Genomic DNA, 20,610 nt, shown 5'->3' with positions numbered 1-20,610 from the left:
AGCGTCGGGACAGCCACGCTATACCTGACAAACGGGTTGAGCATAATACACGTCAGTGTTTTGACACTGAAGGGAGAAAGTATGAGCCAGAAATTAAAAGTCGTCACTATCGGTGGCGGGAGCAGCTACACCCCTGAATTACTTGAAGGCTTTATTAAGCGCTATCATGAATTACCGGTTTCTGAGTTGTGGCTGGTTGATGTCGACGGTGGAAAAGAGAAGCTGGACATTATTTTTGACCTTTGCCAGCGCATGATCGACAAAGCCGGCGTACCGATGAAGTTGTTTAAAACGCTGGACCGCCGTGAAGCACTGAAAGATGCTGATTTCGTTACCACCCAACTGCGCGTAGGGCAACTGAAAGCCCGTGAAAAGGATGAACGCATTCCGCTGAGCCACGGTTATCTGGGACAGGAAACCAACGGTGCTGGTGGGCTGTTCAAAGGTCTGCGTACCATTCCGGTTATCTTTGATATTATTAAAGATGTGGAAGAACTGTGCCCGAATGCCTGGGTGATTAACTTTACTAACCCGGCCGGGATGGTGACTGAAGCGGTCTATCGTCATACGAATTTCAAGAAATTCATCGGCGTGTGTAATATTCCTGTCGGCATGAAAATGTTCATTAGCGATGTACTGGCGCTTAACGAGAGCGACGACTTATCCATCGATCTGTTCGGTCTGAACCACATGGTCTTTATTAAAGACGTGCTGGTGAACGGTACATCGCGCTTTGATGAACTGCTGGACGGCGTGGCTTCTGGACAACTGAAAGCTTCCACCGTGAAGAACATTTTCGACCTGCCGTTCAGCGAAGGGTTGATTCGTTCGCTGAAGCTGCTGCCGTGCTCGTATTTGCTGTACTACTTCAAGCCAAAAGAGATGTTGGCGATCGAAATGGGTGAGTACTATAAGGGCGGCGCACGTGCTCAGGTAGTACAAAAAGTAGAAAAACAACTGTTTGATCTCTACAAAAATCCTGAGCTAAACGTTAAGCCGAAAGAGCTGGAGCAGCGCGGTGGCGCGTATTACTCCGATGCGGCCTGTGAAGTGATCAACGCCATCTACAACGACAAACAGACCGAGCACTACGTCAACATTCCACATCATGGACATGTTGATAACATTCCTGCGGACTGGGCGGTTGAGATGACCTGCACGCTCGGACGTAACGGTGCTACGCCGCACCCACGTATTACCCATTTTGATGAGAAAGTGCTTGGCCTTATCTACACCATTAAAGGCTTTGAGGTAGCGGCGAGCAATGCGGCATTGAGCGGCGAGCTGAATGATGTGCTGCTGGCGTTAAACCTGAGTCCGCTGGTGCATTCTGACAGCGATGCCGAGATTCTGGCGCGTGAGCTAATCCTGGCGCATGAAAAATGGTTGCCAAACTTCGCCGGGTGCATTGAGAAACTCAAAAGCGAACAACACTAACTGAGGTCGGCTATGGAACGCATACTGATTGTGAATGCGGATGATTTTGGCCTGAGTAAAGGACAAAACTACGGCATTGTTGAAGCCTGTCGTAATGGCGTTGTCACCTCGACAACGGCACTGGTTAACGGTGCGGCGATTGACCATGCGGTACAGCTGAATCGCGACATACCTGCACTTGCCGTCGGGATGCATTTTGTTCTGACGCTTGGTAGGCCGTTGACGGCAATGCCGGGCCTTACCCATGACGGATTACTGGGGAAATGGATCTGGCAGATGGCAGAGGAGGACACTTTGCCGCTGGATGAAATATCTCAGGAACTGGCCGCGCAGTATCAGCGTTTTATTGACCTGTTCGGGCGGGAGCCGACGCATCTGGATAGCCATCACCATGTGCATATGTTCCCGCAAATTTTCCCTATCGTAGCCGGGTTTGCTGCCGAGAAGGGGATTGCATTGCGTATCGATCGTCAGACCGTGTTTCAGGCGTCTGATTTTCCGGAAACGTTACGTACCTCCCAGGGATTCAGCAGCGAGTTTTACGGCGAAGCGATTTCCGAGGCTCTGTTTTTACAGACGCTGGATGCGTCAGCCGACCGGGGAGAGTCTTCGCTGGAAGTGATGTGTCATCCGGCCTTTATCGATGACATTATTCGTCAAAGTGCCTACTGTTACCCCCGCTTAACTGAGCTCGACGTGCTGACGTCTTCGTCACTGAAATATGCAATTGCGGAGCGCGGTTATCGTCTTGGCAGTTTTCTGAACGTGTAATTCCTGAGTTTGCGGCGCTTAATGCGCCGCATTTTTTTAGGCGGGAATCGTTTCTATTTTTCTGGCACGTGACCAGACGCGGTGTGCGGTCATCAGCGTCAGCAGGGTATCCATAAACTGTGCGTCTGCATAGTCCGCTTCCACAACGCCTTCTTCTCCTTCATTTTTGATATTCAACGTTGCTTTAAACTGACGAGCATCGCCGGACAAGGCGATAGGTTTTAAGTGCTTATACGCTTCGAGTAAATAATATCGGGCATCACCGTTCTTAATGATGTCCGCGAGATTACCGCATGGAACGATAACCGCATCGACCGTCAGGGATGGCGAACCCGCAAAAGTACCGGCGATCGTCAGAGCAGATCCATCATCGGCAACTACCTTACCCATTCGGGAATAGAGCAATTTGGCATGAACGCCTTTGGCCTGTAGGGCTTGCATGATGGCGAGCAGGTCGCTCGATTTCACCTGGTCATTAAGTAGGATGGCGACCACGCGGCTCTTAATCTCACCTTGCGCACCTGCATATAAACTGAGTGACGGTGCATTTTTCAAACCGTTGACGTTGGGCGGTGGCGCAATGCTGGCCTGTTCCTTGGTTAGCTTAAAACCGAGATTATCGGCAACCGCCTCGGCGAGGGCAGTATCAATATGAGCTAACTGTTCGACCACTCTTTCCCGAATATAGGGGCGCGTAACCTTACTGAGTTCGAAACTGAATCCGTCGATAATATGCTGCTGTTCAATTGGCGTCTGACTTAGCCAGAACAGGCGAGGGTGCGCATAGTATTCGCCAAAAGAGGGGCTACGTTCGCGGATTTTGTTTCCTTCAATCCGTTCCTGATACGACTCAAATCCACCGCGTTTTGGCCCCGGCGGCGTTTCACGCGGCCAGTTATCATTGATGGAATTCGGTTCATAGTTGGCTGGATTGGTATCGATGTCCATACGATGCATGCCGTCACGCTGGAAATTATGGTACGGACAGGTCGGGCGATTAATCGGGATTTCATGGAAATTGGGCCCGCCCAGGCGACTAATTTGGGTATCGGTATAGGAGAACAAGCGACCCTGCAGCAGGGGATCGTTAGTAAAATCGATGCCAGGGACGATATGTCCGGGATGAAAAGCGACTTGTTCATTTTCGGCGAAGAAATTATCAGGATTGCGGTTCAGCACCATTTTACCGACGCGTTGCACCGGAACCAGCTCTTCCGGGATCAGCTTGGTCGGGTCGAGCAGGTCAAAATCGAACTTAAATTCATCTTCTTCGGGAATCAGCTGTAGCCCCAGTTCATATTCCGGATAATCGCCCGCTTCGATAGCTTCCCACAGATCGCGGCGATGAAAGTCGGGATCCCGACCGGTAAGTTTTTGCGCTTCATCCCATACCAGCGAGGCTTTGCCTGCCAGCGGTTTCCAGTGGAAACGGACAAAGGTGGCTTTCCCTTGCGCATTAATCAACCGAAATGTGTGAATACCGAAGCCTTCCATCGTGCGATAGCTGCGCGGAATACCCCGATCGGACATTGCCCATATGACGTTGTGCAACGTTTCAGGCTGTAATGAGACATAATCCCAGAAGGTGTCATGGGCGCTTTGGCCCTGCGGGATAGCCCAATGCGGCTCCGGTTTAACCGCATGGACGAAATCCGGGAATTTATGGGCATCCTGAATAAAGAAGATGGGAGTATTGTTTCCCACCAGGTCGAAAATGCCCTCTTCAGTGTAAAACTTGGTCGCAAATCCCCGTATATCTCTGACCGTATCCGCAGAGCCTGCGCCGCCCTGAACGGTAGAGAATCGGACAAAAACCGGGGTGATTTTATTTTCATCACTTAGAAAGTCCGCTTTCGTCGTCGCACTCAGGTTGGCATAGGACTGAAAGTAACCATGAGCGGCAGAACCTCGGGCATGTACAATCCGCTCCGGGATGCGTTCATGATCAAAATGGGTAATCTTTTCCCGCAGGATAAAGTCTTCCAGTAGGGTTGGCCCGCGATTACCTGCGCGCAGAGAGTTTTGATCGTCTGCGATTCGCACACCCTGATTAGTTGTCAGAGCAAAATCTTCGCTTCCTTTACGAAAACTGTCCAGTGCAATGAGTTTGTCACTTTTGATATCCGGCGCTTTTAAACTGCCGGACGTAGTGGGCTGCATACCTGGCGGCGTGGGTTCAGGTGTTGACCGATGTGAACCGTCTGTGGGTGCCAGTGAGTCAAGTCCTGGCTGGGATTCGCTGGCATCATGAACCGGCGCTGAGTGATGGAGTGGATGCTTATCATTCTGTGACATTAAACTCGTCTCCTGGTTTCATTGCTGAAAGGGTCGTTGTTGCTGTCAAAAGCTTTAACTATAGACCACTCACTCAGCGGCGCAGGTACAGGCCGATGACGTAAAGCGCGATGAATCAGGCAAACAGCGCACGCAAGGCAGGACGCAAGGCGGCAAAATCGGCTAAGATAGCGGTTTTCTGATTTTTAGAATTTGTCTTTAGTGAAGCAACTGATTATGAAACCTCTTCGCCAACAAAATCGTCCGGTTATCAGCTATGTTCCTCGCGTGGAGCCCGCGCCACCAGAGCATGCGGTTAAAATGGATGCGTTTCGTGACGTATGGATACTACGCGGAAAATATGTCGCTTTTGTCTTAATGGGGGAGGCGTTTCAACGTTCGCCTGCATTTACGGTCCCGGAATCAGCACAGCGCTGGGCTAATCAGGTTCGCCAGGAAAATGAACTAAGGGATTAATGGATATAAAAAAACCGCCGGAGCATGATACTCCGGCGGTTTTTTGTTTTTTAGCTGACAGACTTAGCGATGCGCCAGTTCGGCGTTATCGTCGCTGTCCAGAATCGTTTTATCAGTCTGCTTGAGCCATTGGCTGGTCAGCGTACCGGCAGTCATGGAACCGCTTACGTTCAGCGCGGTACGACCCATATCGATCAGCGGCTCAACGGAGATCAGCAGCGCAACCAGCGTGACTGGCAGACCCATAGCGGGCAGGACGATCAGCGCGGCAAATGTTGCACCGCCACCGACACCCGCAACCCCTGCGGAGCTCACGGTCACGATACCAACCAGCGTGGCAATCCACATTGGGTCCAGTGGGTTGATACCGACGGTCGGTGCAACCATTACTGCCAGCATTGCCGGGTACAGGCCCGCACAACCGTTCTGACCAATCGTGGCACCAAACGAGGCGGCAAATGAGGCGATGGATTCAGGCACGCCCAGACGACGGGTCTGCGCTTCAACGTTCAGCGGAATTGAGGCTGCGCTGGAGCGGCTGGTGAAGGCGAACGTCAGCACTGGCCATACCTTGCGGAAGTATTTTAACGGGCTAACGCCGTTAATACCCAGCAGAATCCCGTGAACCACGAACATAATGCCCAGACCGAGATAAGAGGCCACGACGAAGCTACCCAGCTTGATGATGTCCTGCAGGTTGGAACCTGCAACCACTTTGGTCATCAGTGCCAGAACACCGTACGGCGTCAACTGCATCACCAGACGAACCAGTTTCATCACCCAGCTTTGCAGGGTATCGATAGCGACCAGAACGCGCTCGCCTTTTGGTGCATCATCTTTCAGCAGTTTTAGTGCGGCTACACCGAGGAATGCAGCGAAGATAACCACGCTGATAATCGACGTCGGGTTCGCGCCAGTCAGATCGGCAAACGGGTTTTTCGGAATAAACGACAGCACCAGTTGCGGAACGCTAAGGTCAGCCACTTTGCCAACATAGTTGGTTTCAATCGCGTTCAGACGGGCGGTTTCGGCACCACCTTGCACCAGACCTTCGGCGGTCAGGCCGAACAGGTTGGTCACCAGAACACCTACCAGCGCGGCAATCAGCGTGGTAAACAGCAGCGTGCCGATGGTCAGGAAGCTAATTTTACCTAACTGAGAGGCGTTGTGCAGACGCGCAACGGCACTGAGTATAGAGGCAAAGACCAGCGGCATAACAATCATTTGCAGCAACTGGACATAACCGTTGCCGACAATGTTGAACCATTGTACTGAATCTTTAAGAACCTGGCTGTCGGAGCCATAAATGGTGTGCAGCGCGAGGCCGAACACGACACCCATGACCAGACCGACCAGTACTTTTTTGGCCAGACTCCACTGTTTGTGACGGGCTTGCGCCAGCACGAACAGCAGCACTACGAACACGATAATGTTCGCGATTAATGGAAAGTTCATCCCCGTTCTCCTGATCTTATTATGCGTATCACCGTTTAAAGGTGATTCTGTTGGCGCAAGATTAGCAGAACTGTGACTTGCCTCTTATATTCAAATGGAATTGTTTATACCTAAAATGACTTTTTGGCTGATTTATTAGTCAATCTGATGCGTTATGAAACGATTGAACTGCATTTGTAGCGTATTAATCATCTGCGAAGACCAGCGTACCGCGCTGTTCTCTTGTACGGTTTGCGGCATCCAGATTGCCCATGCGAACAGTGCCATACACAGAAACCGCTCCAGTTGATTGCCTTTTTGCGGCACGAGGATAGGCAGACGAAAACGCCAGCGGCAGGGCCAAAGCAGGGGAACACCTGCTGGGGTCAGCATGTCGGCCAGAATGTGACTAAGATAGCCGAGTACCATACCTTGTAAGGCATCGGCAGGTATTATCCAGGTATCCGGGACTTTCAGGTAGAACGTGGCCAGCAGGGCAAAAACCGCCAGCAGGCTATGTGTAAACCCGCGATGACCAAATGCCCGGGCAATGGGTTTTGATATCCACTTCAGACGCTGCCCCAGCAGAGATTTGGGATGATCGATATCCGGCAGCAGGCACGTTAAAATGGCTGAAGGAACAATATGCCACCAGTCACCCTGCGCAAGAACGGGCGTTAGCTCGGCATTCTTGGCAAATACCGCACAGGCAATAGAAAAAAGAAGGTGGCCTTCCGCCGTCATGATAAAACCCAATAAACTGTCGATTCATACAGTATAGGGGTTTTATACAGTAGGCGGAAGAGGTGACGTTGTAACCCTTTGTCACAAGTGCGCCTTTACCGCGCCAGCCAACCGCCATCCACCGCCAGCGTATAACCATGAATATAGTCAGAGGCGGGACTTGCAAGGAAAACAACCGGGCCTTTCAGGTCATTTGGCGTGCCCCAGCGTCCGGCGGGAATACGATCGATAATCTCCTGATTGCGCTCGCTGTCTGCGCGCAGTTGCTGGGTGTTGTTGGTCGCCATATAGCCGGGCGCGATGGCGTTGACATTAATTCCTTTGGCCGCCCATTCATTGGCGAGCAGGCGAGTGATGCCCAGAACGCCGCTTTTTGATGCGGTATAGGAAGGTACACGGATACCCCCCTGAAAAGAGAGCATCGAGGCAATGTTAATGATTTTTCCGCCATTGCCCTGAGCCAGAAACTGACGCGCCACAGCCTGCGACAGAAAGAAAACGGATTTGAGATTCAGATTCATCACGTCATCCCAATCTTTTTCACTGAAGTCCAGTGCATCCTGACGGCGTATAGTTCCTGCATTGTTGACCAGAATATCGACCCGGCCAAACGCCGATACCGTTTGTGTCACGATGCTGGTGAGAGCATCTTGTTGACTGAGGTCGGCCTGAATGGACATAAAGCGTCGACCGAAGGCGTTAATTTTCTCTGCGGTTTCATGCGGTATTTTACGATTCACGCCGACTACATCGCAGCCCGCTTCAGCCAGCGCCACTGCCATACCCTGCCCGAGGCCGGTGTCACATCCAGTGACGATGGCGACTTTACCCTCGAGACGAAAAGCTTCCTGAATCATGTTTACCTCAACTATTTATGTCATTAACGCTTGCGCTATAGGGCAAGGATAGGAGAGGTTAAACAGAAATACAATTAAAAATGAAACGGCGTTTTAAAATAGGAAGTCTGAAAAGACGGGCAATACGATCATTGCCCGTTACAGGATTAGCCGCGCAGATGAGCGGCTGTGAGTTCGGTGAGCGAGGTTAGTTTGACGTCGGCAAGAACGAAGCGAGGATCGTCCTGATTCTCATGCGCTGGTACGACGATGGAACGCATACGGGCAGCTTTCGAGGCAATCATGCCGTTCACTGAGTCTTCCAGTGCTACGCAGTTTAACGGGTCAATGCCCAGTTTCGCCGCACAATCGAGGTAAACTTGTGGGTGCGGTTTGCTGTAAGGCAGTTTTTCTGCAGAAGCCAGCGCGTCGAAGTCATCGCGCAGATCAAACATGGTCAGCACTTTTTCCAGCATATGTAGCGGCGAGGCGGATGCCAGTCCTACTTTGATTCCCTGAGATTTGCACAGTGTCACAGCTTCACGAACGCCTGGCAGCAGCGGTTTTGTTTCTTCAACCAACGCAATGGCCCGGGTAATGATGCGCTCGGTGACTTCCTGACGTGAGGGGCCGTTCCAGGGTTGCTGCGCAAACCACAAATCAACCACCATGTCGATGCGTAAGCCAAGGGTATCGGGAAGTTCATGGCGGCGGGAGATATCAACGCCTAAACTTGCTATCACATCCAGTTCAGCCTGATCCCAAAGCGGTTCAGAATCGACCAGTAACCCATCCATATCGAAAATTGCAGCAAGAATTTGACGCGGGGTTGACATTACAACCTCTCCTTTACGGTGATAAAAGGGATTAGAGCCAGCCTGGACGGACTCTGAGCGTTCATTATGGCTAATTCAGAAGTATACCGCCTTTAAAGATCAGGCGAAAACGGTAATCAACGGGTAAACTTAGGCCAAAATGACACGTCTTAATCAAGGGGAACTCATGACGTATCAACAAGCTGGACGCATTGCCATCTTGAAAAGGCTGGTGGGATGGGTGGTTTTCATTCCTGCGCTGATTTCAACGCTGGTTTCAGTACTGAAGTTTATGTACGCGCACAGCGAAAAGCAGGAAGGGATTAACGCGGTCATGCTCGATTTTGCCCATGTGATGATCGACATGATGCGGGTGAACACACCTTTTCTTAACGTGTTCTGGTATAACTCGCCAACGCCCGATTTTCAAAGTGGACTGAATCTCGTTTTTTGGCTGATATTCATTCTGATTTTTATCGGCCTGGCGTTGCAGGACTCAGGCGCCAGAATGAGCCGCCAGGCGCGTTTCTTACGCGAAGGCGTTGAGGATCAGCTAATTCTGGAACAAGCAAAGGGCAGTGAAGGATTATCCCGCGAGCAACTTGAGTCGCGAATTGTGGTACCGCACCATACGATCTTCTTACAAATTTTCCCGCTTTATATTCTGCCGGTGATCGTTATCGTGATCGGCTACTTCTTCTTCTCACTGCTGGGCTTTTTGTAAGTGCCACTCTATCGGGCCTGCCACGTTGCGAAACGGCAGGCCTGATAAGCAACACGGTACGTCGTTAAGCCGCCAGTAATCTATCCAGCGCTTTCTGCGCCACAACCAAATGCTGTCCCCCGAACAGAATTGCCCGATTCAGCAGCGTATAGAGTTGGTAGATTGGCTGCCTGTCGAGAAAATCCAGCGGTAGTGGCGAGACAGACTGGTAACCGTCATAAATTTGCGGCGGCTGATCGGTATGTAACGGCAGCATTGCCAGGTCACACTCTCTGTCCCCCCAGTAGCAGGCAGGGTCAAAGATGTACGGACCGTTCGGGCCGAGGGCGCAGTTCCCGGACCACAAATCACCGTGCAGGAGAGACGGCTGCGGCTGATGAGAAGAGAGACGTTGCTGGACATGTTCGACGATGGCATCAATATTGCCAAACGCAATGCCTTTTTCAGCGGCGAGTTCCAGTTGCCAGCCTATACGCTGCTCGGCGAAAAAGGTTGACCAGCGACGTTGCCAGGTATTTGGCTGCGGCGTGGTAGAGAGCGCGTTATCGAAGTCGAGACCAAACTGAGGCTGGTCGCTCCATTCGTGCAAATGCGCAAGCTGTTGACCGAGGATAAACGCGTTATGCGCATCAAGCGGACGGGGAGGGAGGAAATCCATCACCAGAAAGCTGTAATCTCTGTCTGCGCCTACTGCCCAGACTTTCGGTACAGATACAGTTTGACTGCGGGAAAGTAGCTCCAGCTGATCGGCTTCTGCCGTAAAGCCGGTTAACAGCTCTCTTTCATCGCATTTGACGAAAAAATCTCGCCCCGCATAACGTAAATGCCATGCGGCGTGGATCTCTCCGCCGGGCAGTTCATTACGCAGTTCGATTTCGCCTTCACCTAATTGCTCGCTTAAAAGACGACTGATAGCCTGCCACATGATGTCTCTCCCCATGTTGTCTGCCAGATCATAAGGTTAGCGCAAGAATGCGGTTAAAAAACACGAACTGACGCACACCACGGACGCGTCATCGCTGGAAAGGCACTTAATGTTTGTCGTTCTTCTTCACCCCGTACCGTTGTGGAGACACCTGACTGCACATGATTCACTTCTTTGTAATCACGTGATTTTTTAGCATAGACGTATAACCCCCATGCCGACAGTTTTACCGGAACATCCCCCTTCTGTTAAAAGGGGGACGGTGCCATTACTGCGCAAGGTATGCATATATTTTTTGCGTATCGTCCAAAGCGCACAGACGCGTACCCTGATTCAGGGTTGCTGCGCTACCGGCGGCGACACCGTAACGGACAATATCCTCAAAAGGCGCGTTCTCTGCCAGTTTAAGCGTCATGGCCCCGACCATACTGTCGCCCGCGCCTACGGTACTTTGACTTTTCACCGGTGGCGGAACCACCTGAACGCAGGTATCGCGATCTACACCCAGCGCCCCTTGCGGCCCAAGCGAGACCACAACGCGGTGCGCTTTTCCGCTTTGCACGATTTCCTGTGCGGCTTTGCGCACATCATCGGGCTGTGTCAGTTCGCGGTTAACCAGCGCACTCAGTTCTTTGAGGTTGGGTTTGACCAGTTCGATATTGCCGATGGCTAACGCCGCCGTCAGTGCTTCGCCTGAACTGTCGACAATACAGCGGATCCCCTGTTTTTGTGCGGTGGTAATGAGTCGGGTCAATTTCTCAAGCTGTACGCCGGGCGGCAAACTGCCGCTGATGACCAGCAGCGCGCCAGATTCAATTTCCAGCACCTGATCCTGAAGTTGGTAGAACTCTTCATCGGTCAGCGCAGCGCCTGGCATGACAAAACGATACTGTTCGCCGCTGGACTCCACGTGGACATGAAGATTTTGTCGGGTCCAGTCTTTGGCTTCGACGGTAGATACGGGAACATTTTCGTCGGCGAGCAATGCAACAAGATGCTCTCCGGTTGCTCCCCCCGCGGGGAAAATCGCTGTTGCGGTTCCGCCAAGATGGGCAATTGCGCGAGCGACGTTGATACCGCCGCCGCCGGGTTCAAAAACCGGCGAGGTACAACGAAGCTTACCTTCCGGGTAAATTTGCGGGGTGATTGTTGCGCTATCGAGAGAGGGCGCAAGTGTTAACGTATAGATACGTACCATCTTTACCTCCTGTTAGGCTGAACTCAGTCTGGCACTTAACCTCCCGAAAGTGAAGTAATTAACAACATGATTTTTCATATCTTTATTTAAAATTATCGCCATAAAGATATATAAATAAAATAAAGGTTTAGGAACGCTCTTATTCAAAAAATGAAATAAGAATTTATTGCTATGTTATTCGAGTCTTTTTATAATTTGTTACCTTTCAAGGGTCTTTTGTCATTGATCCATATGAAAGTTTCCGAGACCGTAATGGTCTCTTTTTTTGTTGTACGGACTCTTAATAAATGAAGCTTTTGAAGACAGTGCCCGCAGCATTACTGCTGACGGGAGGCCTGCTTGCGTCAATGCATGCTGTAGCCGATGATTCCGTTTTTACTGTCATGGATGACCCTTCCAGCGCGAAAAAACCCTTTGAAGGTAACCTGAACGCGGGATATCTCGCCCAGTCAGGCAACACAAAAAGTTCTTCTTTAACCGCAGATACCACCATGACCTGGTACGGCCAAACGACCGCATGGTCTCTGTGGGGAAATGCCAGCAATACCTCCTCAAATGATGAGCGTTCATCGGAGAAATATGCCGTAGGTGGCCGTAGTCGTTACAACATGACCGACTATGACTATCTCTTTGGACAGGCAAGCTGGTTGACCGACCGCTACAACGGCTACCGCGAGCGTGACGTGCTGACAGCGGGTTATGGTCGTCAGTTCCTCAACGGACCTGTGCACAGCTTCCGTTTCGAATTCGGTCCTGGCGTGCGCTATGACGAGCACACGGATGGCACCACCGAAACACAGCCGTTGGGCTATGCGTCCGGGGCTTATGCATGGCAGATGACGGACAATACCAAGTTTACTCAGGGTGTGTCGGTATTCGGCGCTGACGATACCACGCTCAACTCTGAAACCGCCCTGAACGTTGCCATCAACGAGCACTTTGGGTTAAAGGTGGCTTACAACGTGACCTGGAACTCTGAACCGCCGGCAACAGCGCCGGAACATACCGATCGCCGCACGACAGTTTCCCTCGGCTATCGGATGTAATGACAAGCCGGGTCAAATAAATGACCTGGCTTTTCTAAATTAAAGTTAAGTTTATTTAATATTTAATTTGCGTTTTATTTTTTTATCTGGTCATAACGCGCTATTTTCAGACAAATTCGATTAATCGATAAATAAACGAAAGCGGAACAGTGGGTGAGCGTCATTTAGCCCCAGATCATCGCAGCCCAGCGCAGCATCAACATGGCCGCACAAATAACGAGCAGAATCACAACCATCTTCCAGTGTTTCTTCGCAAAGCGATTTGTGGGCATTGTTTTTTTCCTGCTCAGGTTAGATGACTTTGTGCAAGTGTAACAAAGACGGTTGGGTGTCAGTGAATTGATTTACATCATAGAGCGCGCGTTGATTGTTGCTTTGATCGACCCGTAATGCCGTGTACACTGTCAAACGGTGTTATCAAAAAGCGGGTGTAGGTCCAGTGTGGTCTTTAAGGCAACCAGTGACATATTTCGCAGAGTGAAGCGGGAATCAGCCCACACCTTTTTGATAATTTTAAATATTGAATCTTTGTATGTGATCTTACGTGTGGGTCACCACTGCAAATAAGGATATAACATGCCTGTTATTACTCTTCCTGATGGCAGCCAACGCCATTACGACCACGCTGTAAGCCCCATGGATGTTGCGCTGGACATCGGTCCAGGTCTGGCGAAAGCCACTATTGCTGGCCGTGTTGACGGTGAGCTGGTAGATGCTTCCGATCTGATTGAGCATGATGCGAAGCTCTCCATCATCACCGCGAAGGATGAAGAAGGTCTGGAGATCATTCGTCACTCCTGTGCGCACCTGTTAGGGCACGCGATCAAACAACTCTGGCCGCACACCAAAATGGCGATCGGACCGGTTGTTGATAACGGTTTTTACTACGATATCGATCTTGACCGTACGTTAACCCAGGAAGACGTCGACGCGCTCGAGAAGCGGATGCACGAGCTCGCTGAGAAAAACTACGATGTCATTAAGAAGAAAGTCAGCTGGTACGAAGCGCGTGAAACCTTCGTGAAGCGTGGCGAGACCTATAAAGTCTCCATTCTTGATGAAAACATTGCCCATGATGACAAGCCTGGCTTGTACCATCATGAAGAATATGTCGATATGTGCCGTGGCCCGCACGTGCCGAACATGCGTTTCTGCCATCACTTCAAACTGATGAAGACCGCAGGGGCATACTGGCGTGGCGACAGCAATAACAAGATGCTGCAGCGTATTTATGGTACTGCATGGGCAGATAAAAAAGCCCTGAATGCCTACCTGCAACGTCTGGAAGAAGCGGCCAAACGCGATCACCGTAAAATCGGTAAACAGCTTGACCTGTATCATATGCAGGAAGAAGCACCGGGTATGGTGTTCTGGCACAACGATGGCTGGACTATCTTCCGTGAACTGGAAGTATTCGTTCGTTCAAAACTGAAAGAATACCAGTATCAGGAAGTGAAAGGTCCGTTCATGATGGACCGCGTGCTGTGGGAAAAAACAGGTCACTGGGATAACTACAAAGATGCAATGTTCACCACCTCTTCTGAGAACCGTGAATACTGCATTAAGCCAATGAACTGCCCAGGCCACGTGCAGATCTTTAATCAGGGTCTGAAATCCTATCGCGATCTGCCGCTGCGTATGGCTGAGTTTGGTAGCTGCCACCGTAATGAACCGTCAGGTGCGCTGCATGGCCTGATGCGTGTTCGTGGCTTCACTCAAGATGATGCACATATCTTCTGTACTGAAGAGCAGATTCGTGATGAAGTTAACGCGTGCATTCGTATGGTCTACGATATGTACAGCACCTTTGGCTTCGAGAAAATCGTCGTCAAACTGTCCACTCGCCCCGAAAAACGTATCGGTAGCGATGAAATGTGGGACCGTGCTGAAGCTGACCTGGCCGTTGCGCTGGAAGAAAACAACATCCCGTTTGAGTTCCAACTGGGTGAGGGCGCGTTCTACGGTCCGAAAATTGAATTTACCCTGTATGACTGCCTCGATCGTGCATGGCAGTGCGGTACTGTACAGCTGGACTTCTCCCTGCCGTCCCGTTTAAGCGCCTCTTACGTTGGCGAAAACAACGAGCGTCAGGTTCCGGTTATGATTCACCGTGCAATTCTTGGGTCGATGGAACGTTTCATCGGTATCCTGACCGAAGAGTTCGCTGGCTTCTTCCCGACCTGGCTCGCGCCGGTTCAGGTTGTGGTCATGAACATCACCGATTCTCAGTCTGAATACGTTAACGAATTAACGCAGAAACTACAAAATGCGGGTATTCGTGTAAAAGCAGACTTGAGAAATGAGAAGATTGGCTTTAAAATCCGCGAGCACACTTTACGTCGTGTCCCTTACATGTTGGTCTGTGGCGACAAAGAGGTAGAAGCAGGCAAAGTTGCCGTGCGCACCCGTCGTGGCAAAGACTTGGGCAGCCTGGACGTAAATGAAGTGATTGAGAAGCTGCAACAAGAGATTCGCAGCCGCAGTCTTCAACAACTGGAGGAATAAGGTATTAAAGGCGGAAAACGAGTTCAAACGGCACGTCCGAATCGTATCAATGGCGAGATTCGCGCCCTGGAAGTTCGCTTAACAGGTCTGGAAGGCGAAGCTTTGGGTATTGTGAGTCTGAGAGAAGCGATCGAAAAAGCTGAAGAAGCTGGAGTAGATTTAGTTGAAATCAGCCCTAACGCCGAACCGCCAGTTTGTCGTATTATGGACTACGGCAAGTTCCTTTATGAAAAGAGTAAGTCTTCTAAGGAACAGAAGAAAAAGCAAAAAGTTATCCAGGTTAAGGAAATTAAATTCCGTCCTGGCACCGACGATGGCGATTACCAGGTAAAACTCCGCAGCCTGGTACGCTTTCTGGAAGATGGCGATAAGGCTAAGATCACGCTGCGTTTTCGCGGTCGTGAGATGGCCCACCAACAGATTGGTATGGAAGTGCTCAACCGCGTCCGTGACGATCTGAGTGAACTGGCAGTAGTCGAATCCTTCCCTACGAAGATCGAAGGCCGCCAGATGATCATGGTGCTCGCTCCTAAGAAGAAACAGTAAGGCCTTCAAGTAGCAATGTCTGTGGAGCCCACGGGTTCCACAGCCGTTGTTCGCCTACGTTTCGTTTATTAACAATGCGAAGTGGAAGTTATTAAAATGCCAAAAATTAAGACCGTACGCGGTGCTGCTAAGCGTTTCAAAAAAACCGGTGGTGGTGGATTTAAGCGTAAGCACGCAAACCTGCGTCATATTCTGACCAAAAAATCTACTAAGCGTAAACGTCACCTGCGTCCAAAAGGCCTCGTGTCTAAAGGCGATCTGGGTCTGGTTATCGCGTGCCTGCCGTACGCATAAGCCGTTAACGTTTAATTCATTTTTTTACTAAGAATATAGATACAGGAGAGCACATATGGCTCGCGTAAAACGTGGTGTAGTTGCCCGTGCACGTCACAAGAAAATTTTGAAACAAGCTAAAGGCTACTACGGTGCGCGTTCTCGCGTATACCGCGTTGCCTTCCAGGCTGTTATCAAAGCTGGTCAGTACGCTTATCGTGACCGTCGTCAGAAAAAGCGTCAGTTCCGTCAACTGTGGATTGCGCGTATCAACGCAGCAGCACGTCAGAACGGTATTTCTTACAGCAAATTCATCAACGGCCTGAAAAAAGCCTCTGTTGAAATCGACCGTAAGATCCTGGCTGACATCGCAGTATTCGACAAAGTAGCGTTCACCGCTCTGGTCGAAAAAGCGAAAGCAGCTCTGGCATAAGCCGGTGAAAAGAGGGAGCCTGGCTCCCTCTCTTTTATTTGTAGTGCAATCAATTAGTTGACAATTTATCCGTAAGCCTTTTCAATAAAGGTTGTCCGGTTTTTACCACACAAGGTAACGCAAGCATGAATGCTGCTATTTTCCGCTTCTTCTTTTATTTTAGCACCTGAACTCAGGAGGCTTGCGCGTGAAAGAAGAAACGGAAAACAGCGCCTAAAAGCCTCCCTGGTGGAGGCTTTTTTTATACGCGTCATCCTTCAAGTTGTCTCTGTATTGGCTGCATCCGCTCTTTGGCCGCGTTGATACAACTTGAATGATTTTGCGTATATACGAGCGACTAGTGAATATCGCAACATAACGAGGAAAACCATGTCACATCTCGCAGAGCTGGTTGCCAGTGCAACGGCCGCCATTAACCAGGCTTCAGATGTTGCCGCGTTAGACAATGTCCGCGTCGAATATTTGGGCAAGAAAGGGCACCTGACCCTTCAGATGACAACCCTGCGCGAACTGCCGCCAGAAGAGCGCCCGGCAGCAGGTGCGGTGATTAACGAAGCCAAAGAGCAGGTACAGCAAGCGCTGAACGCGCGTAAGGCCGAATTAGAAAGTGCTGCGCTGAATGCTCGTCTGGCTGAAGAAACGATCGATATCTCCCTCCCTGGGCGTCGTATCGAAAACGGCGGTCTGCACCCGGTGACGCGTACAATCGACAGGATTGAAAGTTTCTTCGGTGAGCTGGGCTTTACCGTGGCGACCGGTCCGGAAATCGAAGATGACTATCATAACTTCGATGCGCTCAACATTCCTGGCCATCACCCGGCGCGCGCTGACCACGACACTTTCTGGTTTGACGCGACGCGTCTGCTGCGCACACAGACTTCCGGCGTGCAGATCCGCACCATGAAAGAAAAACAGCCGCCGATCCGTATTATCGCCCCGGGCCGTGTATATCGTAACGATTACGACCAGACACACACCCCAATGTTCCACCAGATGGAAGGGCTAATTGTTGATACCAACATCAACTTCACCAACCTGAAAGGCACGCTGCACGATTTCCTGCGCAACTTCTTTGAAGAAGACCTGCAGGTTCGTTTCCGTCCTTCCTACTTCCCGTTCACTGAACCATCTGCGGAAGTTGACGTGATGGGCAAAAACGGCAAATGGCTGGAAGTGCTGGGCTGCGGGATGGTTCACCCGAACGTGTTGCGTAATGTTGGCATCGATCCGGAAATCTATTCCGGCTTTGCATTCGGTATGGGTATGGAGCGTCTTACTATGCTGCGTTATGGCGTTACCGATCTGCGTTCTTTCTTCGAAAACGATCTGCGTTTCCTCAAACAGTTTAAATAAAGGCAGGATAAAACAATGAAATTCAGTGAACTGTGGTTACGCGAATGGGTAAATCCGGCGATTGATAGCGATGCGCTGTCAAACCAAATTACGATGGCGGGTCTTGAAGTTGACGGTGTGGAACCTGTTTCCGGCGCGTTCAATGGCGTTGTGGTAGGTGAAGTGGTTGAATGCGGCCAACACCCGAACGCTGACAAACTGCGTGTCACCAAAGTGAATGTAGGCGGCGACCGCCTGCTGGATATCGTCTGCGGCGCGCCAAACTGCCGTCAGGGGCTGAAAGTGGCTGTGGCAACCGTTGGTGCCGTTCTGCCGGGCGATTTCAAAATTAAAGCCGCGAAACTGCGCGGTGAACCGTCTGAAGGTATGCTGTGCTCGTTCTCCGAGCTGGGTATTTCCGACGATCATAACGGGATTATCGAACTGCCTGCCGATGCGCCAATTGGCACCGATATCCGTGAATACCTGAAGCTTGACGACAACACCATCGAAATCAGCGTCACGCCGAACCGCGCCGACTGCTTAGGCATCATCGGTGTAGCGCGTGACGTTGCTGTACTGAACAAAGCCCCGCTGGTTGAGCCGGAAATCGCGCCAGTTGCCGCGACCATTAGCGACGTCCTGCCGATTCAGGTCGAAGCCGTGGAAGCCTGCCCACGCTATCTGGGCCGCGTGGTGAAAGGCATCAATGTTAAAGCGCCGACCCCGCTGTGGATGAAAGAAAAACTGCGCCGTTGCGGTATTCGTTCTATCGATGCCGTGGTTGACGTGACTAACTATGTGCTGCTCGAACTGGGTCAGCCAATGCACGCATTCGACAAAGACCGCATTGAAGGCGGAATTGTTGTCCGTATGGCAAAAGAGGGTGAGACCCTGGTATTGCTGGACGGCAGCGAAGCGAAGCTGAATGCAGATACGCTGGTGATTGCGGACCACAACAAAGCGCTGGCGATGGGCGGCATCTTTGGTGGCGAACATTCCGGCGTGAATGATGAAACACAAAACGTCCTGCTGGAATGTGCATTCTTCAGCCCGTTGTCTATTACCGGTCGCGCGCGTCGTCACGGCCTGCACACCGATGCATCTCACCGCTATGAGCGTGGTGTCGATCCTGCGCTGCAACATAAGGCCATGGAACGTGCAACGCGCCTGCTGATTGATATCTGCGGCGGTGAAGCGGGCCCAGTCATTGACGTGACGAATGAAGCCACGCTGCCAAAACGCGCAACCATTACGCTTCGTCGTAGCAAACTGGATCGTCTGATCGGACACCATATTGCCGATGAGCAGGTGAGTGACATTCTGCGTCGTCTGGGTTGTGACGTGACGGAAGGGCAGGATGAGTGGAAAGCGGTCGCGCCGAGCTGGCGTTTCGATATGGAAATCGAAGAAGACCTGGTCGAAGAAGTCGCCCGCGTATACGGGTATGACAATATCCCGAACACGCCGATTCAGGCGGGTCTTATCATGGGTACGCATCGCGAAGCGGATTTGTCGCTGAAACGTGTAAAAACCATGCTGAATGACAAAGGCTACCAGGAAGTCATTACCTATAGCTTCGTCGACCCGAAAGTCCAGTCGCTGCTGCACCCGGGTGAAGAAGCGCTGCTGCTGCCAAGCCCAATCTCTATTGATATGTCGGCAATGCGTTTGTCCCTGTGGACCGGCTTGCTGTCTACGGTAGTGTATAACCAGAATCGTCAGCAGAACCGCGTACGTATTTTCGAAACGGGTTTACGTTTCGTGCCAGATACGCAGGCCAACCTCGGGATCCGTCAGGATCTGATGCTGGCTGGCGTGATCTGCGGTAACCGTCATGATGAACACTGGAATCTGGCAAAAGAGACCGTTGATTTCTATGATCTGAAAGGCGATCTGGAAGCGGTTCTCGACCTGACAGGCAAACTGGCAGACATTCAGTTCAAAGCTGAAGCGAATCCAGCACTTCATCCGGGTCAGTCTGCGGCGATTTATCTGAAAGGTGAACGTATTGGTTTCATTGGGGTTGTTCATCCTGAACTGGAACGTAAACTGGATCTGAACGGTCGCACTCTGGTGTTTGAACTGGAGTGGAATAAGCTCGCAGACCGCGTGGTGCCTCAGGCGCGTGAAGTTTCTCGCTTCCCAGCGAACCGTCGCGATATCGCAGTCGTTGTCGCAGAAAACGTTCCCGCTGCGGATATTTTATCCGAGTGTAAGAAAGTTGGCGTAAATCAGGTAGTTGGCGTAAACTTATTTGACGTGTACCGCGGTAAGGGTGTTGCGGAGGGCTATAAGAGCCTCGCTATCAGCCTGATCCTTCAGGATACCAGCCGTACACTTGAAGAAGAGGAGATTGCCGCTACCGTCGCCAAATGTGTAGAGGCATTAAAAGAGCGATTCCAGGCATCATTGAGGGATTGAACCTATGGCGCTTACAAAAGCTGAAATGTCAGAATATCTGTTTGATAAGCTTGGGCTTAGCAAGCGGGATGCCAAAGAACTGGTCGAGCTGTTTTTCGAAGAGATCCGTCGTGCTCTGGAAAATGGTGAGCAGGTAAAACTCTCTGGTTTTGGTAACTTCGATCTGCGTGATAAGAATCAACGTCCGGGCCGTAACCCGAAAACGGGCGAAGATATTCCCATTACAGCACGGCGCGTGGTGACCTTCAGACCCGGACAGAAGTTAAAAAGCCGGGTTGAAAACGCAACGCCCAAAGAAGAGTGATTTAACGATACGCAGAGTATGACGCGTATAACTAAAAAGGCCGCTATGCGGCCTTTTTCCTTTTCACTACCGAATCAGCACCGTAGAATCACCTCCATCTCTTTTCAGCAGA

The 20,610-nt window shown here is 51.0% G+C and carries 21 protein-coding genes and 1 other annotated feature; of the genes, 13 read left to right on the top strand and 8 right to left on the bottom strand.

All coding sequences use genetic code 11. The features are described 5' to 3' along the window. Nucleotides 1–81: 81 nt before the first annotated feature. Together OGY17_RS13150 and chbG are read left to right on the top strand one after the other, a co-directional pair. On the top strand, nt 82–1,437 hold the full coding sequence (locus OGY17_RS13150) for a 6-phospho-beta-glucosidase (RefSeq protein WP_008784566.1): 1,356 nt from the start codon (nt 82–84) through the stop codon (nt 1,435–1,437). Nucleotides 1,438–1,449: 12 nt separating this feature from the next. Then, nucleotides 1,450–2,208: a chitin disaccharide deacetylase gene (gene chbG / locus OGY17_RS13145; RefSeq protein WP_008784567.1), complete on the top strand. Its 759-nt coding sequence runs from the start codon at nt 1,450–1,452 to the stop codon at nt 2,206–2,208. 36 nt (nt 2,209–2,244) lie between these two features. Here chbG and katE read toward each other — a convergent pair whose 3' ends face one another. Continuing rightward, a complete protein-coding gene (katE, locus tag OGY17_RS13140; protein WP_060682306.1) occupies nt 2,245–4,503 on the bottom strand; it encodes a catalase HPII in 2,259 nt (752 codons plus the stop codon). 192 nt (nt 4,504–4,695) lie between these two features. Between katE and cedA the strand changes: the two genes are divergently transcribed. Further along, a complete protein-coding gene (gene cedA, locus OGY17_RS13135) occupies nt 4,696–4,959 on the top strand; it encodes a cell division activator CedA (RefSeq protein WP_071692181.1) in 264 nt (87 codons plus the stop codon). Nucleotides 4,960–5,022: 63 nt separating this feature from the next. Here cedA and tcyP read toward each other — a convergent pair whose 3' ends face one another. The 4 genes from tcyP to hxpB all read right to left on the bottom strand — a co-directional run bounded on the left by tcyP (nt 5,023) and on the right by hxpB (nt 8,809). Beyond that, complete coding sequence (tcyP, locus tag OGY17_RS13130) at nt 5,023–6,414, bottom strand: cystine/sulfocysteine:cation symporter (RefSeq protein WP_003832558.1); 1,392 nt, start codon at nt 6,412–6,414, stop codon at nt 5,023–5,025. 135 nt (nt 6,415–6,549) lie between these two features. Beyond that, nucleotides 6,550–7,149, bottom strand: a complete 600-nt coding sequence (locus tag OGY17_RS13125) for a metal-dependent hydrolase (protein WP_008784570.1) — start codon at nt 7,147–7,149, stop codon at nt 6,550–6,552. Between the two features lie 83 nt (nt 7,150–7,232). Beyond that, nucleotides 7,233–7,994 (bottom strand): 2-dehydro-3-deoxy-D-gluconate 5-dehydrogenase KduD, encoded by a 762-nt coding sequence (gene kduD / locus OGY17_RS13120; protein WP_286607429.1) that lies wholly within the window; start codon nt 7,992–7,994, stop codon nt 7,233–7,235. 146 nt (nt 7,995–8,140) lie between these two features. Further along, nucleotides 8,141–8,809: a hexitol phosphatase HxpB gene (gene hxpB, locus OGY17_RS13115; RefSeq protein WP_103014598.1), complete on the bottom strand. Its 669-nt coding sequence runs from the start codon at nt 8,807–8,809 to the stop codon at nt 8,141–8,143. 166 nt (nt 8,810–8,975) lie between these two features. Here hxpB and OGY17_RS13110 point away from each other — a divergent pair, with 166 nt between their 5' ends. Then, on the top strand, nt 8,976–9,512 hold the full coding sequence (locus OGY17_RS13110; RefSeq protein WP_008784573.1) for a YniB family protein: 537 nt from the start codon (nt 8,976–8,978) through the stop codon (nt 9,510–9,512). Between the two features lie 64 nt (nt 9,513–9,576). On the opposite strand, the gene OGY17_RS13105 is transcribed toward OGY17_RS13110, so the two are convergent. Both OGY17_RS13105 and pfkB read right to left on the bottom strand, forming a co-directional pair. Then, complete coding sequence (locus OGY17_RS13105) at nt 9,577–10,437, bottom strand: fructosamine kinase family protein (protein WP_003030598.1); 861 nt, start codon at nt 10,435–10,437, stop codon at nt 9,577–9,579. Nucleotides 10,438–10,705: 268 nt separating this feature from the next. After that, on the bottom strand, nt 10,706–11,635 hold the full coding sequence (gene pfkB / locus OGY17_RS13100; RefSeq protein WP_048226753.1) for a 6-phosphofructokinase II: 930 nt from the start codon (nt 11,633–11,635) through the stop codon (nt 10,706–10,708). 287 nt (nt 11,636–11,922) lie between these two features. On the opposite strand from pfkB, the gene OGY17_RS13095 reads away from it, so the two are divergent. After that, nucleotides 11,923–12,681 (top strand): DUF481 domain-containing protein, encoded by a 759-nt coding sequence (locus tag OGY17_RS13095; RefSeq protein WP_003832568.1) that lies wholly within the window; start codon nt 11,923–11,925, stop codon nt 12,679–12,681. Between the two features lie 164 nt (nt 12,682–12,845). Here the strand turns inward: OGY17_RS13095 and yniD are convergent, their stop codons facing one another. Beyond that, nucleotides 12,846–12,953 (bottom strand): small membrane protein YniD, encoded by a 108-nt coding sequence (gene yniD / locus OGY17_RS13090; protein ID WP_003030590.1) that lies wholly within the window; start codon nt 12,951–12,953, stop codon nt 12,846–12,848. Between the two features lie 304 nt (nt 12,954–13,257). Between yniD and thrS the strand changes: the two genes are divergently transcribed. The 8 genes from thrS to ihfA all read left to right on the top strand — a co-directional run bounded on the left by thrS (nt 13,258) and on the right by ihfA (nt 20,498). Beyond that, entirely contained in the window at nt 13,258–15,186 is a 1,929-nt protein-coding gene (thrS, locus tag OGY17_RS13085; protein WP_003832572.1) for a threonine--tRNA ligase, read from the top strand. Nucleotides 15,187–15,189: 3 nt separating this feature from the next. Continuing rightward, complete coding sequence (infC, locus tag OGY17_RS13080) at nt 15,190–15,732, top strand: translation initiation factor IF-3 (protein ID WP_048997935.1); 543 nt, start codon at nt 15,190–15,192, stop codon at nt 15,730–15,732. A gap of 96 nt (nt 15,733–15,828) precedes the next feature. Then, entirely contained in the window at nt 15,829–16,026 is a 198-nt protein-coding gene (gene rpmI / locus OGY17_RS13075) for a 50S ribosomal protein L35 (protein WP_003030583.1), read from the top strand. A 55-nt stretch (nt 16,027–16,081) separates the two neighbouring features. Continuing rightward, the gene (gene rplT, locus OGY17_RS13070) at nt 16,082–16,438 is read left to right on the top strand and encodes a 50S ribosomal protein L20 (protein WP_003030578.1); all 357 of its coding nucleotides are present in this window, start codon (nt 16,082–16,084) and stop codon (nt 16,436–16,438) included. Nucleotides 16,439–16,558: 120 nt separating this feature from the next. Further along, nucleotides 16,559–16,683: a sequence feature (Phe leader region), on the top strand. Beyond that, nucleotides 16,564–16,608, top strand: coding sequence for a pheST operon leader peptide PheM (gene pheM, locus OGY17_RS13065; protein ID WP_001386830.1), 45 nt, complete (start codon nt 16,564–16,566; stop codon nt 16,606–16,608). (Overlaps the previous feature by 45 nt.) Before the next feature lie 124 nt (nt 16,684–16,807). Continuing rightward, nucleotides 16,808–17,791 carry a phenylalanine--tRNA ligase subunit alpha gene (gene pheS / locus OGY17_RS13060; protein ID WP_003832580.1) on the top strand — a complete coding sequence of 328 codons (984 nt, stop codon included), beginning with the start codon at nt 16,808–16,810 and terminating at the stop codon, nt 17,789–17,791. Between the two features lie 15 nt (nt 17,792–17,806). Next, on the top strand, nt 17,807–20,194 hold the full coding sequence (pheT, locus tag OGY17_RS13055) for a phenylalanine--tRNA ligase subunit beta (protein ID WP_032943162.1): 2,388 nt from the start codon (nt 17,807–17,809) through the stop codon (nt 20,192–20,194). A gap of 4 nt (nt 20,195–20,198) precedes the next feature. After that, nucleotides 20,199–20,498: an integration host factor subunit alpha gene (ihfA, locus tag OGY17_RS13050; RefSeq protein WP_003030571.1), complete on the top strand. Its 300-nt coding sequence runs from the start codon at nt 20,199–20,201 to the stop codon at nt 20,496–20,498. The last annotated feature ends 112 nt before the right edge of the window (nt 20,499–20,610 follow it).

Source organism: Citrobacter sp. Cpo126 (genome assembly GCF_030332445.1).
Lineage (GTDB): Bacteria > Pseudomonadota > Gammaproteobacteria > Enterobacterales > Enterobacteriaceae > Citrobacter > Citrobacter portucalensis.
Note: the sequence above shows the minus strand (reverse complement) of the source record. Positions and strands in the feature narration are given on the sequence as shown.

What these genes read in the sequence shown, in the direction of transcription:
- OGY17_RS13150 (WP_008784566.1), top strand. Translation starts at nt 82, where the DNA reads ATGAGCCAGAAATTAAAAGTCGTCACTATCGGTGGCGGGAGCAGCTAC.
- chbG (WP_008784567.1), top strand. Translation starts at nt 1,450, where the DNA reads ATGGAACGCATACTGATTGTGAATGCGGATGATTTTGGCCTGAGTAAA.
- katE (WP_060682306.1), bottom strand. Translation starts at nt 4,503, where the DNA reads ATGTCACAGAATGATAAGCATCCACTCCATCACTCAGCGCCGGTTCAT.
- tcyP (WP_003832558.1), bottom strand. Translation starts at nt 6,414, where the DNA reads ATGAACTTTCCATTAATCGCGAACATTATCGTGTTCGTAGTGCTGCTG.
- kduD (WP_286607429.1), bottom strand. Translation starts at nt 7,994, where the DNA reads ATGATTCAGGAAGCTTTTCGTCTCGAGGGTAAAGTCGCCATCGTCACT.
- hxpB (WP_103014598.1), bottom strand. Translation starts at nt 8,809, where the DNA reads ATGTCAACCCCGCGTCAAATTCTTGCTGCAATTTTCGATATGGATGGG.
- OGY17_RS13110 (WP_008784573.1), top strand. Translation starts at nt 8,976, where the DNA reads ATGACGTATCAACAAGCTGGACGCATTGCCATCTTGAAAAGGCTGGTG.
- OGY17_RS13105 (WP_003030598.1), bottom strand. Translation starts at nt 10,437, where the DNA reads ATGTGGCAGGCTATCAGTCGTCTTTTAAGCGAGCAATTAGGTGAAGGC.
- pfkB (WP_048226753.1), bottom strand. Translation starts at nt 11,635, where the DNA reads ATGGTACGTATCTATACGTTAACACTTGCGCCCTCTCTCGATAGCGCA.
- OGY17_RS13095 (WP_003832568.1), top strand. Translation starts at nt 11,923, where the DNA reads ATGAAGCTTTTGAAGACAGTGCCCGCAGCATTACTGCTGACGGGAGGC.
- yniD (WP_003030590.1), bottom strand. Translation starts at nt 12,953, where the DNA reads ATGCCCACAAATCGCTTTGCGAAGAAACACTGGAAGATGGTTGTGATT.
- thrS (WP_003832572.1), top strand. Translation starts at nt 13,258, where the DNA reads ATGCCTGTTATTACTCTTCCTGATGGCAGCCAACGCCATTACGACCAC.
- rpmI (WP_003030583.1), top strand. Translation starts at nt 15,829, where the DNA reads ATGCCAAAAATTAAGACCGTACGCGGTGCTGCTAAGCGTTTCAAAAAA.
- rplT (WP_003030578.1), top strand. Translation starts at nt 16,082, where the DNA reads ATGGCTCGCGTAAAACGTGGTGTAGTTGCCCGTGCACGTCACAAGAAA.
- pheS (WP_003832580.1), top strand. Translation starts at nt 16,808, where the DNA reads ATGTCACATCTCGCAGAGCTGGTTGCCAGTGCAACGGCCGCCATTAAC.
- pheT (WP_032943162.1), top strand. Translation starts at nt 17,807, where the DNA reads ATGAAATTCAGTGAACTGTGGTTACGCGAATGGGTAAATCCGGCGATT.
- ihfA (WP_003030571.1), top strand. Translation starts at nt 20,199, where the DNA reads ATGGCGCTTACAAAAGCTGAAATGTCAGAATATCTGTTTGATAAGCTT.